Annotated in this window: 13 protein-coding genes; 9 read left to right on the top strand and 4 right to left on the bottom strand. The window is 52.4% G+C overall.

The features are described from left to right. Nucleotides 1–98: 98 nt before the first annotated feature. From coaE to pilB, 4 genes are all read right to left on the bottom strand, one after another. Nucleotides 99–707: a dephospho-CoA kinase gene (coaE, locus tag V3388_RS08355; protein ID WP_336367068.1), complete on the bottom strand. Its 609-nt coding sequence runs from the start codon at nt 705–707 to the stop codon at nt 99–101. Between the two features lie 95 nt (nt 708–802). Next, complete coding sequence (locus V3388_RS08350; protein ID WP_336367067.1) at nt 803–1,678, bottom strand: prepilin peptidase; 876 nt, start codon at nt 1,676–1,678, stop codon at nt 803–805. A gap of 104 nt (nt 1,679–1,782) precedes the next feature. Next, the gene (locus V3388_RS08345) at nt 1,783–3,003 is read right to left on the bottom strand and encodes a type II secretion system F family protein (protein WP_336367066.1); all 1,221 of its coding nucleotides are present in this window, start codon (nt 3,001–3,003) and stop codon (nt 1,783–1,785) included. A 2-nt stretch (nt 3,004–3,005) separates the two neighbouring features. Next, nucleotides 3,006–4,721: a type IV-A pilus assembly ATPase PilB gene (gene pilB / locus V3388_RS08340; protein WP_336367065.1), complete on the bottom strand. Its 1,716-nt coding sequence runs from the start codon at nt 4,719–4,721 to the stop codon at nt 3,006–3,008. Nucleotides 4,722–5,176: 455 nt separating this feature from the next. Between pilB and V3388_RS08335 the strand changes: the two genes are divergently transcribed. From V3388_RS08335 to V3388_RS08300, 9 genes are all read left to right on the top strand, one after another. Beyond that, nucleotides 5,177–5,620, top strand: coding sequence for a pilin (locus V3388_RS08335; protein WP_336367064.1), 444 nt, complete (start codon nt 5,177–5,179; stop codon nt 5,618–5,620). Nucleotides 5,621–5,695: 75 nt separating this feature from the next. After that, nucleotides 5,696–7,492 (top strand): Wzy polymerase domain-containing protein, encoded by a 1,797-nt coding sequence (locus V3388_RS08330; protein WP_336367063.1) that lies wholly within the window; start codon nt 5,696–5,698, stop codon nt 7,490–7,492. Nucleotides 7,493–7,499: 7 nt separating this feature from the next. After that, nucleotides 7,500–8,321, top strand: a complete 822-nt coding sequence (locus V3388_RS08325) for a sulfotransferase domain-containing protein (protein WP_336367062.1) — start codon at nt 7,500–7,502, stop codon at nt 8,319–8,321. Further along, on the top strand, nt 8,314–9,111 hold the full coding sequence (locus V3388_RS08320; RefSeq protein WP_336367061.1) for a glycosyltransferase family 2 protein: 798 nt from the start codon (nt 8,314–8,316) through the stop codon (nt 9,109–9,111). Before V3388_RS08325 ends, V3388_RS08320 begins: the two co-directional genes overlap by 8 nt. Before the next feature lie 370 nt (nt 9,112–9,481). Further along, complete coding sequence (locus tag V3388_RS08315; RefSeq protein WP_336367060.1) at nt 9,482–9,712, top strand: phosphoribosyltransferase family protein; 231 nt, start codon at nt 9,482–9,484, stop codon at nt 9,710–9,712. Next, nucleotides 9,705–10,403 carry an HAD family hydrolase gene (locus tag V3388_RS16395; protein ID WP_442915621.1) on the top strand — a complete coding sequence of 233 codons (699 nt, stop codon included), beginning with the start codon at nt 9,705–9,707 and terminating at the stop codon, nt 10,401–10,403. Before V3388_RS08315 ends, V3388_RS16395 begins: the two co-directional genes overlap by 8 nt. Then, the gene (locus tag V3388_RS08310; protein WP_336367059.1) at nt 10,390–11,781 is read left to right on the top strand and encodes an undecaprenyl-phosphate glucose phosphotransferase; all 1,392 of its coding nucleotides are present in this window, start codon (nt 10,390–10,392) and stop codon (nt 11,779–11,781) included. The genes V3388_RS16395 and V3388_RS08310 overlap by 14 nt, the downstream gene beginning before the upstream one ends. Nucleotides 11,782–11,808: 27 nt before the next feature. Further along, nucleotides 11,809–12,471, top strand: coding sequence for a sulfotransferase family 2 domain-containing protein (locus V3388_RS08305; protein ID WP_336367058.1), 663 nt, complete (start codon nt 11,809–11,811; stop codon nt 12,469–12,471). A 43-nt stretch (nt 12,472–12,514) separates the two neighbouring features. Next, nucleotides 12,515–13,816, top strand: coding sequence for a flippase (locus V3388_RS08300; protein WP_336367057.1), 1,302 nt, complete (start codon nt 12,515–12,517; stop codon nt 13,814–13,816). Nucleotides 13,817–13,831 lie beyond the last annotated feature (15 nt).

Genomic DNA, 13,831 nt, shown 5'->3' with positions numbered 1-13,831 from the left:
TCAGAACGACAGTCAAATGGGTCTTGGGCCGCATCTGGTGGCCGCAAGAGACAGGAAGGACTCCGTCGGGCCATAAGCCCGACCACCAACCAAACACGTCAGGCATAGTGGTTAACCAGTGCCTCATGCAGCGTCCGGACCTGCTGCGCGACCTGTGCCGCTGGCCGGTTGTTGTCGATAATGGTGGTCGCACGTTCCCGGCGCGTTTGCCGGGGCATCTGGGCGGCCATGATACGTTCCACCTGGGCGCGGTCGTTCTGGTCCCGTGCCATGGTGCGCTCCACCTGAACCGCCTCCGGCACATCCACCACCAGAACCTCGCTCACCAGCCGGTGCTGATCGGTTTCCAGCAACAGTGGGGAAACGAGCATGACATAGGGTAGCGCGTAGCCCGGAATGCGCTCTTCGGGGTGACGCAGCTGTCGCACCAGCTCATCCCGAATCACCGGGTGCAGAAGCGACTCCAGCCACGCCCGCTCGTCCGGCGCATCAAACACAATACGCCGCAGCGCGGCCCGATCCAGCGCACCGTCTGCCTGGAGAATCGCGGCCCCAAAATGCTCGGCAATGGCCGCCAGCGCGGGCGTTCCGGGCTCCACCACCTCCCGGGCAACGTCATCCGCGTCCACCCAGTGCACACCAAGATCCGCAAACATACGCGCCACGGTGGACTTGCCAGAGCCAATGCCGCCGGTCAGCCCCACCACGGCAAGCGGCGATTTCCCTGGGGTCAGACCAAAAGCGCCCCGCGCTTTTGCTCTGACCCCTCTTTCACGGCCCCCGTCCTTGCCGTCACCCATCCTCAAACCCCAAGAAACCCATACCAGAACGCCAGAATTTCCTGCCCAAACCACAGGCACAGGAGCCCGGCCGCCGCCAGATACGGCCCGAACGGGATGGGCACCTCCCGCCCATGCTTGCGGAATACCATCAGCGCGATGCCCACCACCGCGCCCACGGCGGAGGAGAGCAGAATCACGATGGGCAACACCTGCCAACCAAGCCAGGCCCCCAGCGCCGCCAACAACTTGAAATCCCCGTGGCCCATGCCTTCCTTGCCCGTCACCAGCTTGAACAGCCAGTACACAGACCACAACGACAGGTAACCGGCGACAGCGCCCCAGAACGCGCTGGAAAAGTCCGTCAGCGTGCCGGAAAAATTGAGGATCAATCCCAGCCAGAGCAGCGGGAGGGTGATGTTATCCGGCAGCAATTGGGTATCAAAATCGATCACCGTCAGCGCAATCAGCGACCAGACCAGCGCCAGCGCCCAGAGTGCGGGCAGTCCGGGGCCGAGCAGGTAAACCGTCAATAATGAAGCCAGGGCGGTAAACGCCTCAATCACCGGGTACCGCAGAGATATTCGGGTGCCGCAGCCGGCGCATTTACCCCGCAGGCACAGATAGCTCAGGACGGGGATATTCTCCCAGGCCCGAATCCGATGGCCGCAAGATGGGCAGGTCGAGGCCGGCCGCGACAGAGTGATCGTCTCTTCCTTGCGCCGCTCGGCTTCCGGAACGTCCAGAAACGCCTCGCACTGGCATCGCCAGTCCTGGTGCATCATCTTCGGGAGGCGAAGAATCACGACGTTCAGAAAACTGCCGATGCAGAGGGAAACGATTGCGACGGTGGGGTAGAGAAACCAGGGGGTATTGAGGAAGAGGTCCAGAGTGAGCATTCATGTCCCTAGAGTGAATCTGGGGTCAGATGAGTTTCATCTGACCCCTTATTTAAAACGGGGGGTCAGATGAGAACCTCATCTGACCCCTTCTTCGGCCAGCCTTAGCCAACCACCTGACCCATCTTGAAGATCGGCAGGTACATGGCAATGATCAGGCCGCCCACAAGCACCCCGAGCACCGCCATGATCATTGGTTCCATCAAGGCGGTCAGGTTGTCGACCATGTCATCGACCACGCCTTCGTAGTGGTCGGCGACCTTTTCCAACATCTCATCCAGATTACCGGATTCCTCGCCGATGGCCGTTAGCTGAACCGCCATGACCGGGAAAATGTCCTGCTGACGCATGGACGCCTGTAATTGCGTACCGCTTGACACGTCCGCTTTGATGCGGGCGATGGCATCCCGGTAGACCGCGTTACCGGTGGCTCCGGACACTGACTCGAGCGCATCCACCAGGGGCACGCCAGCGGCAAAGGTGGTGGAGAGGACTCGCCCGAACTTGGCCACTGCCGACTTGTCGAGAATCTCACCGACCACCGGCAGCTTCAGAACGTACTTGTCGCACCAGTCAGAGAATTTCTGGGACCGTTGCCGGGATTCCTTGAACAGGAACAGGGCGCCGACAATCCCCAGTAACACCACAAACCACCACTTCTGAAGCCACTCGGACAGGTGCACCACCATCTGGGTGAACACCGGCAGGTCTGCACCAAAGCCCTGGAAAAGGCTCTGGAACTGCGGCACCACCTTCACCAGCAGGATGGCGGTTACGATGATGGCGACCACCACAACCGCAGCGGGGTAGGTCATCGCTTTCTTGACTTTCTTTTTCAGCAGCTCGGTCTTCTCAAGATACGTCGCGATGCGATCCAGCATCTGCTCCAGCGCACCGGCCTTTTCACCGGAATCTACCAGGTTGCAGTACAGATCGTCGAAATGCCGGGGATGTTTGCGCAGCGCGCCGGCGAAGCTGGTGCCGGAGGCGATATCATTGCGAATCGCCATAACCAGTTCCTGCAGGCCTTTGTTCTCAAGACCGTCCGCCACAATGTCAAAACTCTGAACCAGTGGTACACCGGCCTTCATCATGGTAGCCAACTGACGGGTCAGCATGGCAATGTCGAAGGGCGTGATTTTCCTCTTGCCGCCAAACAGGGGCTTCGGCTTCTTCTTGACCTTGTCCGGAACGATGCCCTGCTTGCGCAGTTGGGCTTTCACCAGGGCCAGGTTGGAGCCGGACAGCTCACCTTTGGTCTTGTTGCCTTTCCGGTCCTTGCCTTCCCAGATGTACGATTCCAGCTTCTGCGCTTTTTCTGCCATGCTTAATCCTTCGTCACGCGGTTGGCTTCCTCAAGGCTGGTCACGCCCTGCATCACTTTCATCAGGGCGGACTGGCGCAGGGTGCGGAAGCCTTCCGCCTGAGCCTGCTTTGCAATCTTGATGGAACTGGCTTCTTCCATAATCATGTTGGCCAGCTCGTCTGTGATACGGACCACTTCGTAGATGCCCACGCGGCCCTTGTAACCCCCATTGCATTTATCACAGCCCTTGGGGCGGTACAACGTGAAGCCTGTATCAATTTGTTCTTGTGTGAACCCTTCCTTCAAAAGCACATCGTGGGGCACATCGGCGGCATCCCGGCAGCTATTACATAGCCGCCGCGCCAGGCGCTGGGCAATGATCAGGCTGACAGAGGTTGCGATGTTGAAGGCGGGCACCCCCATGTTCATCATCCGCGTGAGGGTCTCGGCGGCCGAGTTGGTGTGGAGGGTAGAGAGCACCAGGTGGCCCGTCTGCGCCGCCTTGATCGCGATGTTGGCGGTTTCCAGGTCGCGGATCTCGCCCACCATGATTACGTCCGGATCCTGCCGCAGGAAAGCCCGCAGCGCCTCGGCAAAGCCCAGGCCTACCCGGGGGTTCACGTTGACCTGGTTGATGCCTTCCAGATTGATCTCGGCGGGGTCTTCCGCCGTTGAAATATTGCGCTCAGTGGTGTTCAGGATGTTCAGGCCGGTGTAAAGCGAGACCGTTTTACCGGAACCGGTCGGGCCGGTCACCAGAATCATGCCCTGGGGCTGCTCTAGCGCTTCCAGGTAGAGCTGCTTCTGATCTTCCTCGTAGCCCAGCACGTCAATGCCGAGCTTGGCCTGGCTCGGGTCCAGAATCCGCAGAACGATCTTCTCACCCCACAGGGTAGGCAGGGTGTTCACCCGGAAATCGATGGCCTTGGTTTTGGACAGTTTCATCTTGATCCGGCCGTCCTGGGGCACCCGGCGCTCGGAGATGTCGAGCTGAGCCATGATTTTGACCCGCGCGGAAATCTTCGGCGCGAGTTTGATCGACGGGCGGGAGATTTCTTTCAGAATACCGTCAGTCCGGTACCGAACACGATAGACCTTTTCATAGGGCTCGAAGTGAACGTCCGATGCGCCGCCGCGAATCGCGTCCAGCAACATTTTGTTCACGTACTTGACGATCGGCGCGTCGTCCACGTCGGTGGCGGACACCGCGCCCTCGTCGTCCTGCTCGCCACCCTCGGTCTCCACGCCTTCCAGGTCGGCATCGTCCAGATCGCCCATGGACGTATCCTGGGATTCCAGATACTTGTCGATGGCGGCCCGAAGGCGGGCGTCGTCCACCAGCACCGCATCAGTGCTCAGGCCGGTATTGAACTTGATTTCGTCCAGGGCCTGGATATTGGTGGGGTCCGACACCGCAATGAAGAGGCGGTTTCCCCGTTTGTACAGCGGCAACGCGTTGTGTTTGCGGACCAATTTCTCGTCGACCACCTTCTCAGGCAGCATCTCCGGCAGAAACGCCTCCAGGTCCAGCACCGACATGCCAAACTCCATGGCCGCGGAAAACGCCAGTTTACTGCTATTAGCCAGGTTGTTCTGGGTGAGGTAGGTGATCAGCGGAATGCGGTTTTGGGACGCCTGCAGGAACGCATCGCGGGCCACGTCCTCATCCAGGATCCCGTCCTCCACAAAACGACGGGCCAGCCCGGTCAGCGTCACATTGGTTTTATTGGTCGCCATAAAAGAAATCAAAAAGGTGGTGTAAGTGGTTGAAACCGATCTCGGTCCGTACCGCTGAGTTTAGATGGCCCGGGCCGCTTTGGAAAGCCAAAGCCTCGAGGTGGGTCGGAAGCCTTGGTCCAAGCCCGGGGTCAGATGAAAACCTTCATCTGACCCCTTGCCCTGCACCGAGCTTCAGATCACCCCAAAACCTGCCCACAAACAAAACATGCCCCAAAAATAACGGTGACCAATTTCGTCACCGATTGACGCATCGCGGCGACAAAGGCGTGCTCATGCCCACTGTGACCCCCGTCACGTTCAGTGGCAGGTGCCTGAAATCCCGGGGCGTTTTGACATTATCTTGCAATTGGCACAAACGATGCTTTACTACACGCAGGCTCATCGCCGGTCGCGGGACCGAACCCCTCGGCACCGGGCCATCATGAGTAGATCAACGACAAATGAGGTCGATAATGAAAAATATCCAGATCAACCATGCCCAGAAGGGTTTTACGCTGATCGAACTGATGATCGTTGTGGCGATCATTGGTATTCTGGCGGCTATCGCTATTCCTCAGTATCAGGATTACATTGCTCGGACTCAGGTCACCCGGGTAGTCGGTGAGGTTTCAAACCTGAAGACTGCGACCGAAGAGCAACTCATGCGCGGAACCGATCCGAGTGCGGCGTCCCAGCTGGGCTTCACCAGCTCCAACCTGATGTCTGCTGTGCCCACGGTAAGCTTCACCAATGGTTCAGGCACGATCAGTGCAAAACTGGGTACCGATGCATCTACGGCTATCAAGGGCGCCACCGTGACCCTGACCCGTACGGCTAGCGGCGTGTGGACCTGCACGGTCAGCGCTGGCGGCGCGGGCTCCTGGAAGCAGGACTACGTTCCGACTGGTTGTAAATAATCGGTCAAGCGTCTGTGCTTGGAAGGGGCGTCGCAAGACGCCCTTTTTTTTTAACCCAGCTTGAATGGATCCCTCATGAGGCACTTCGAGCCCACCCTGCACCTATTCTTGATCGCTACCCTGGTTCTTGTTGCTTTCAGCGTGCCGTTTCACTACATCCCGATTGGTTCGTTTGCCGAAGAGTTCATCGCAGGATATGCAGCGGTTCTTGGAGCGGTGGTTAGTTGGGCCTTCATGCCAAAGAGGCGTATGGTGTCATCAGCTGCGGTCCTTTGGCTGGTGTGGGGCGTTGTTCTTACCATCTCGTTTACCGTTAACGAGTACAGCCTGAGAGCCTCCGGATTGTGGGTTCTGATTTACTGGTTCGTGGGTCTCGCCTCGATCGTCTGGTTTTCGCGGCTGAGCACGCTCTTTTCAGAACAGAAACTCGTCACTGCACTGGCGGCGATTTTCGCTATTTTATTGGTTTTGCAAGCGCTGCTGGGTGTCGCGAAGTTCTACGGGATGCTCAGAGTATATGGTATTGATGAAGCGGGAAGCAGCCGCCTTCCTGGTCTGATCAATCAGTACAACCTCACGGCAAGCGCTGTCATGATCGGCGCTATCTCCGTAATCTACCTGAACATACGTGGGTTAGTGGGGACCTTTTTTACCGGAGTGCTGCTCTACTTTGCCGCCGTAACAGAAATACTCACCGATACCCGGTCCGTGATCCTTTACATTGCGGTTGTTCTTATAACGCTTGCAATGAGCTGGTCCAATTCACGTGGCGACGAATCAGTAGCCCGTAAATTTAAAGTGTTGGGCTTAACGATCACTGCATCGGTCGTTTTAGCCTTTGGATCAATTGGCGCAATCGATAGCGCTATGAGATACGCTGGCCCGACTGAGCTGGCTCGTCCGGGTGTCGACCAAGCCGCATCGACCAGAGATTTCTCAGATTTGGGAATTCGCTTGGCCGAGGCGAAGAAAATCGCCGCTGGTATCGGTGATCATGCCATTTTTGGTGTAGGCCCCGACAATTACTCTTCCTACAGCTATCAGTGGGACGACCTAATAACGGATGGCAGGCATCCCGGAATGCTGCCAACCCACAGCCACAACATTTTCACCATGGTTTTTGCCGAGGAAGGGCTTCTCGGTTTGCTGGTTCTGGCTGCCGCCATCATTTTTACAACGTATTTTGTGTTGAAATCGCCAAAAACTGCAGAGTGGTTCTGGAAGGCGTCGTTGCTCGGCGTGATCTTCGTATACAGCAACGTCGAATACCCGCTATGGTATCTTCAGTATTTGGTCGTGTTTCTCGGCGTTGTTTCCCTGGTCCTCCCCGGGCTGAAATTCAACCTGACAAGCCGGTCCATCAGTGTGTCGACTTCCGTAGCGACACTAGTGGTTATGTTCGGGCTTGGGTACAACCTTATTAATGGGTACTGGGCGTTGATACACGCTGGAGGCAAGGACGTTTGGGATGCTGAAACAATAAGAGATGTTCGAGCGTGGCAGAGTGACTCCCTCCTCGGACCTTACGCTGAGCTTCTCATCTATCAGCGCATCTTACCGGATGAGGGTGCCTATGATAGGGATTTGGAACGGGTTGATAAAATGAGCCATTGGCGTCCGCATAACCTGGTCCAGGCGAGAAAAATCGAGCTTTTGGTTCTGAAGGGGGAGTCTGAAAAGGCCTGTAAAGTTGCGACCAAAGCAATCCGAATCTTTCCATCAGTTTATGTGAAGCTTAAAGCCGACCTTCCATTGATTCATCAGTACCGGCAGGTCGACGTTTCTGGGGTGGAAGAGTGTATCGAAAGAATTTATGGGAAAATGCATGTAAATGCCGACATCGAGGCTGAAAACGTGCCCGGAAACTCGTGAATCGTAAATGAAAGTAGACTTTTTCTTTATTGGCCCATCCAAGACTGCTTCAACCTGGCTGTATCAGGTATTATCCGAGCATCCCAAATTCAATGTTCCGCCTGGGAAAGATATATACTTTTTTGATCAACTTTACGATAAAGGCTTTAATTGGTATCACCGTCAATTTGACGCCCCGAAGTCAGGTCAAATATCAGGTGAGTTCAGTCACGATTATATTCTGAGTGACGATGCGCTCGAGAGAATATGTAAATACAACCCTGAAGCAAAAATAATTATTTGTCTCAGGGACCCGTTTGAGCGGACCGAGTCAGGTATCCGATTTCTGCGAAGAAATGGTCGCTTTTATCAGAACGCGAGAGAAGCCGCAGAGAGGCATCCAGAACTGATTAGTGGAAGTCTGAACGGTGCTAACCTGCAGCGCGTCTATCGGTATTTTGAGCGGCAAAATGTTCTTGTTCTCGAGTTCGACTTATTGAAACATGACAGTGGCGCTTTTTTAAGCCTTGTTTATCGATTTTTTGACGCCGATCCTGTGCATTCCAAACGCTCTTCCCAAAGAATAAATGCAGCGCTAGAAGCGCGATCAACAGCGCTCTCCATCTCAGTGAAAAAGCTGGCTCTTATTGCACGTCGTCACGGATTGGGTCGTTTGGTGGGTCTAATCAAGATGAACCCGTTCGTTAAGGCTGTCCTTTACAGGAAGCCAGAGAGTAAGTTTTGCCTTTCCCCTGATGACCGTAACTTCCTTGCCAATTACTTTAACGACGACATCGATATTTTGACCCGAATTCAGAATAAAAATTATGACGGCTGGAAGCATGAATGACGTTCTGGTGGTAATTCCTTGCTATAATAATTTCGTTGGTTTAAGTCGAACAATAGCGAGCATCGACGTCAATGACTGCGCTGATATTCTCGTGGTTGACGATGGTAGTGATAACGAGATCAGCGATGAAGATCTGCGGGAGTACCAGAGCGAATGCCGCAGCATCAAGGTTTTACGAAACGTTAAAAACGAGGGTGTTGCGGTATCGTTAAATAAGGGAGTCCAGTTCGCTGATCAAAATGGATATCGCTATATTGCTCGACTGGACGCCGGTGACCGTAATCTAGGCGCCCGACTCAGCCTTCAAAGACGCTTTCTCGACGCTAATGAGGATTATATAATCGTTGGGAGTTGGGTCAAGTTTGTATCTGAATCGGGTAAGACGCTTTTTATTTTACGCCACCCTTGTAACGATGGGCAGATACGAAATGCGTTGTTTCGATATAACCCATTCGTGCATCCGTCGGTGATGATTCGAGTGTCCGCTTTAACGACTGTCCAGGGTTATCCCGAAGAGTATCCCGCCCTGGAGGACTGGGCCTGCTTTATCAATCTCTCGAAAATTGGAAAGCTTTGTAACCTTCCCGAGGTGCTATTGGAGTATGAAGTTTCAGCAGACAGTGTGTCTTCCAAAAAACGGTATCGTCAGAATCTTAGCAAGGTAAAGCTATTGTGGGCGCACTTTAGATGGACGCCGGTTCAGATAATTGGTCTCACGAAGGCAATCGCGCTTTTGTTAATACCGAGGAAGCCACTTACGGTGCTCAAACAGTGCATTATTCATAGGTAGGTTCGGGGTAGGGCAGGTTCCTAATATGTCAGTTGTTAACTTGGTTGACCGACGACGGTTCGCTTCGGAATGTGAAAGGCTTTGGGAACTCTCAAATAGAGGCCTTACTTATGATTTAGTCATTGGCATCGCCAATGGTGGAGTCTCCGTGATGAATGCGATGCCTGTCCCTGGGGCCGTTCCCGCTTTCACTATGACCTGTCGGCGGCCATCGACGCCGTTCAAGCGCTACTTGAGACCGTTGATTCGGCTACTACCAAGATCAGTCACTGATGGCCTGCGCCGGATTGAGTCAGCTGTTCGCTATGGAATGTTTCTCAGGCAGTCGGCGGTTGACGATCGTCCTGTCAATTATGCCTTGGGAACGAGTATGCAACTGCGCCAGGCCATTGCTTCGGCGACCCGCATTCTGATCGTGGACGATGCTGTAGACACCGGGACCACCGTGTTAAGCGTGAAGCGGAGTATTCAGCGAATTAACGCAGCAGCCGAGATAAGAGTAGCCGTCATCACGGTGACCATGAAGGCGAGTCGGTCAATTGCGGACTATTATTTGTATTCTGAGCAACTCGTCCGTTTCCCATGGTCAGTCGATGCGTAATCAGCGCGTGATGGAAACCAACCAAGCCCGCCAGTCCTCGCGACTTGTCCTGGTTGATCTTGATGGCACCTTGCTTATCTTGAACAGCTTTCGATTATGGGTTGCTTACTGGAATGTCGTTCTACTTATGTATCCTCGGTTCTGGGCGCGCTGGGTGAATCCTCAGCTTAACCGACTGATTGGAAGGTGCGATCGAAAAGAAATGAAAACAGCGTTGATGATCCAAGCCGCATCATTCGCTGATCAAATTCCAGACATTATGCATCGCTTTTTTGTACAGTTACTGTGGTGCTGTCGGCGCCGTAAACTCTGCGTCGCTTTGCAGAAGCAAATTTCCCAGGGTGCATGGGTTACGATCGTCACAGCAGCTCCAGCGGTATATGTAAACCGACTTTCCGACAGACTCAACTTGAGCGTAGGTGTAGCCTCTGAATGTATGAATGGCGTATTGAGGGAAACGCTAGGGATCGAGAAATTACGAGCTGTTACAGAGACTATACTGTCCGAGTTGCCCTCGGGGACCCGAAGGGTTCTGATCACAGACCATGCCGACGATATTCCGCTGGCTCGGGCCTGCTGTTACACTCTTTTAATAAAGCCAAGCCGTTCCACAATTAAGCAGTTCTCAGCATCAAAACTGCCTTTCTTCATAGCGCGCACTCGGGCAAAAAAATGTAATGGGTTTTCGTAAAGTCCTCTCGCCGGACAGAGACAATCCGGCTCGTATCTTGATCAAGCTCATCGATTTATTTTCGCTGCTCCTAGCTGCGGAGGCGGCGTTTTTTATCAAGTTTGGTCACCTTGTCATTCCGCAGCGTTACCAACTCTTGGTCGCGCTGGCAATCTGTTTCTCAATCTTGGTGTTCCCCACGCTGGAACTCAGGTTTGAGACTCAGCGGCGTCCTGGCAGGCTTCTCGCTGGTTGGCTACTGAACGCTTACGCACTCGTAGCGATTTTTGTTATCTCCATCTTGTTTCTGACTAAAACGTCGTCCGACTTTTCGAGGATCTGGGTGGCTTCCTGGATCATGTCCGCGTTGTTTCTGTCTGTATTTTTCCGCTTCCTGATACGCCCGATAATCCATCAGCATCGACGCTCAGGCAAGGGGGCGAGATCGGTCACCGTTATCGGCTCTCCTGACATTTGCGCTGAAATCCAGCAAAAAATCCTAAATGATCCTCTCAGTGGATTCGTAATCGAGCATGTTCACAGCTCGGACCAAAGTGAGCAGCTTGATCGTATATTGAGTGCCTTTACTGGCACCGATGGTCTATTAAATGTCACGACTGATGAAGTTTGGATCTGTCTCCCAATAGCACGCGGTAATGAGACAACTGTCTTGATAAACAGACTTCGGTACTTTATTGGGGACATTCGATATATACCTGACCTCACTGGCTTTAAGCTACTCAATCACGGCGTCGTAGATATTGCAGGCTTTTCTGCTATAAATCTAAGCTGCTCACCGATAGTTGGCTTTTCGGCCTTCATAAAGAGGTTAGAAGACGTTTTTCTATCTTTGATAGGTATAATTATATGTTCACCTGTATACGCTATTGTTGCCGCTGGAATTGTTCTTACTTCCAAGGGAAAGATTTTTTATACTCAGGAGCGAATTGGCTGGAACGGTAAAGTTTTCAGAATGATAAAATTCCGGTCCATGCCAGAATCCGCAGATCAACAAGAGCTGGTGTGGGGACGTAGCGAAAAGAAGGTAGATACTCGTTTTGGACGGTTTATTCGAAAAACGAGTTTGGATGAGTTGCCACAGTTATTTAATGTTTTGATGGGTGATATGTCTATCGTTGGGCCCCGTCCCGAACGCCCGGTTTTCGTTGAGCAATTCAAGGAACAGATTCCTGGTTACATGCAGAAGCATATTGTCAAAGCCGGACTGACTGGGTGGGCGCAAGTGAATGGATGGCGTGGTGATACGTCGCTTGTTCACCGAATTGAACACGATCTGTATTACATTGATAACTGGTCTTTATGGTTTGATATAAAGATTATCGTAATGACCGTTCTTGGGGCATTTTTTGATAGGGGCGCGAAGGGTGACTCGATATGAGCGGTGTGCGAGCGTGGTAATGAAGCTATGATGACTTGGCGGATAAACGAAAGCCTGAGAAGATTATATTTCCGAAGCGGGCTTAAGCGCTTTCCTCGGCAGGTTGAGGATTCCGGTGTTCTGTTTATTCATGTCCCCAAAGCAGGTGGTGTTAGTGTTTCCCAAGCCCTCTATGGCTGTGAAATTGGCCACCGTCGAGCCGTAGACTACCTGGCTGCAAATAAAGAATTGTACAGTAGCTTGAAGAAATTTTCGATTGTCAGGCACCCGCTAGATAGGGCCTATTCAGCGTATAACTACCTCAAGAAAGGTGGAATGCCAAAGTATAAGGCTGACGCAGAATTTTCAAAATTCATTAATCGGTTTCCTAGCTTCGACGCTTTCGTATTTGATTGGCTAAGCAAACCAGGAAAAGTGAATTGCTATATACACTTCCTGCCGCAAACCCACTTTGTTACCGACTTTTCCGGCAAGCTCTTGGTTGACAAACTAGGTAAGCTTGAACACTTGGATGCCTTGCTCGCTGAGCTTCAAACTGACTGGCGGCTAGATCTCCAAGTAGAGCATCTTAATGCGTCCAGAACGTCGGATTCCGGACCCGCGGTATGTCATGAAACTGTTCAATTGTTGCAATCGATTTATCAGTCAGACTACGAGAGTTTCGGTTATGAGACATTTACTGCGATCTAGCGCTCTCTCCGTGAGGTTGTTTAAAGCCTCAAGCGAACAGTAAATGGGAAAAAAACCTTTTAGTGGCGAGCTACCCGCGTTTATAGTTGGGTTCGGTTTTCGCAGTGTCAGTGTGCTTTCGACGTTTTTCGCTTCTGTCCTGCTTGCCCGCTTTTTGGGGCCCAGCAACTTCGGGGTCTATTCTTTTTCATTAGTGGCATTGTCTTTCCTCGCGATTTTTGCGCAGCTGGGATTCCCGCCCTTAATTATTCGCGAAACGTCTCCAGATCGACATGGCTTATCTGTTCGAGTGTCAGCAATCTGGACTCTCGCTCTGTTTCTGAGTGTTTTGTGCGCCACGCTTCTTTATTTTTCAGTAATGTTGGCTTGCAGTTTTTCTGATGTATGCCCGATTCAGGCTGATGTTATTCTAGGTGGATTTCTGATTGTCCCACTTATTGGGTTGCTTCAATTATTAGCGGCAATGATAAAAGGGCGGCACAAAGTGCTGCTAGCACAGTTTTCATATGACTTTGTTCGACCGGTATCATTTTTGATATTGATTTCGTTCGTTGTATTTGCTACGGACTTTCAGCTCACACCGCTGATGGGATTGCAGGTTTTTAGCGTCTCAGCCTTCTTGGCGCTGACCTATTCTTTTTTTATTGCGCGGAAGTCCGGGTTAAAAATAGAGTCATTTTCTGGGTTAAAAAATACGTCAATTAAACTTCGGTCCTGTGGCTTTTTTATGCTGCTTGCCCTATTTCAGTTTGCTAATAATAATTTTGACGTTTTTGCATTAACGATTTTTGTCCCAAGTGCTGAGGTTGGCGTATATAGGGCCATATGGCAGCTTAACGCTTTAGTATCGTTCGGTCTGCTTGCACTAAACCAACTAATAGAACCGAGCATAGCGTACTTTGCCGCTAAAAAGGATTGGGCTGGGCTACAAGGGCTTGTTCGGAAGTCGGCTAGGTTGGTGTTTGGTTTGGCCGTCCCGCCCGCCATACTGTTCTTGTTTTTCGGGAGTGAAGTTGTTCAACTTCTATTTGGTAAAGGGTTTGAGTCGGGTGCCGTCGCTTTATCTATTCTCGTGTGTGGGCAGTTGGCAAATACCTTTTTTGGTTCGGTTGGCATAATTCTGAACATGTCTGGCTACGAACGAATCTCCACATTCTCGATGGTTTTTTCTTCCCTATTGAATGTGACTCTGAACCTGTTGCTTGTGCCAATATTCGGCATTGAAGGCGCGGCTGTTGCCTCGTCCATTTCCGTGGTTATCTGGAATGTCGTCATGGCATTTTTCGTTTACAAGAAGTTGGGTCTCGTGTCCCTAGCAATCTGGCCACAGTCAACGGGAAAATGACGTTTCGGAGTTGAT

The sequence above is a fragment of the Marinobacter sp. C2H3 genome (genome assembly GCF_037080155.1).
Lineage (GTDB): Bacteria > Pseudomonadota > Gammaproteobacteria > Pseudomonadales > Oleiphilaceae > Marinobacter.
This window is presented reverse-complemented; position numbering and strand designations above follow the sequence as displayed.

Coding starts and splice junctions, on each gene's coding strand:
- V3388_RS08350 (WP_336367067.1), bottom strand. CDS start 1,678: ATGCTCACTCTGGACCTCTTCCTCAATACCCCCTGGTTTCTCTACCCC.
- V3388_RS08345 (WP_336367066.1), bottom strand. CDS start 3,003: ATGGCAGAAAAAGCGCAGAAGCTGGAATCGTACATCTGGGAAGGCAAG.
- pilB (WP_336367065.1), bottom strand. CDS start 4,721: ATGGCGACCAATAAAACCAATGTGACGCTGACCGGGCTGGCCCGTCGT.
- V3388_RS08335 (WP_336367064.1), top strand. CDS start 5,177: ATGAAAAATATCCAGATCAACCATGCCCAGAAGGGTTTTACGCTGATC.
- V3388_RS08330 (WP_336367063.1), top strand. CDS start 5,696: ATGAGGCACTTCGAGCCCACCCTGCACCTATTCTTGATCGCTACCCTG.
- V3388_RS08325 (WP_336367062.1), top strand. CDS start 7,500: ATGAAAGTAGACTTTTTCTTTATTGGCCCATCCAAGACTGCTTCAACC.
- V3388_RS08320 (WP_336367061.1), top strand. CDS start 8,314: ATGAATGACGTTCTGGTGGTAATTCCTTGCTATAATAATTTCGTTGGT.
- V3388_RS08315 (WP_336367060.1), top strand. CDS start 9,482: ATGCAACTGCGCCAGGCCATTGCTTCGGCGACCCGCATTCTGATCGTG.
- V3388_RS16395 (WP_442915621.1), top strand. CDS start 9,705: ATGCGTAATCAGCGCGTGATGGAAACCAACCAAGCCCGCCAGTCCTCG.
- V3388_RS08310 (WP_336367059.1), top strand. CDS start 10,390: ATGGGTTTTCGTAAAGTCCTCTCGCCGGACAGAGACAATCCGGCTCGT.
- V3388_RS08305 (WP_336367058.1), top strand. CDS start 11,809: ATGATGACTTGGCGGATAAACGAAAGCCTGAGAAGATTATATTTCCGA.
- V3388_RS08300 (WP_336367057.1), top strand. CDS start 12,515: ATGGGAAAAAAACCTTTTAGTGGCGAGCTACCCGCGTTTATAGTTGGG.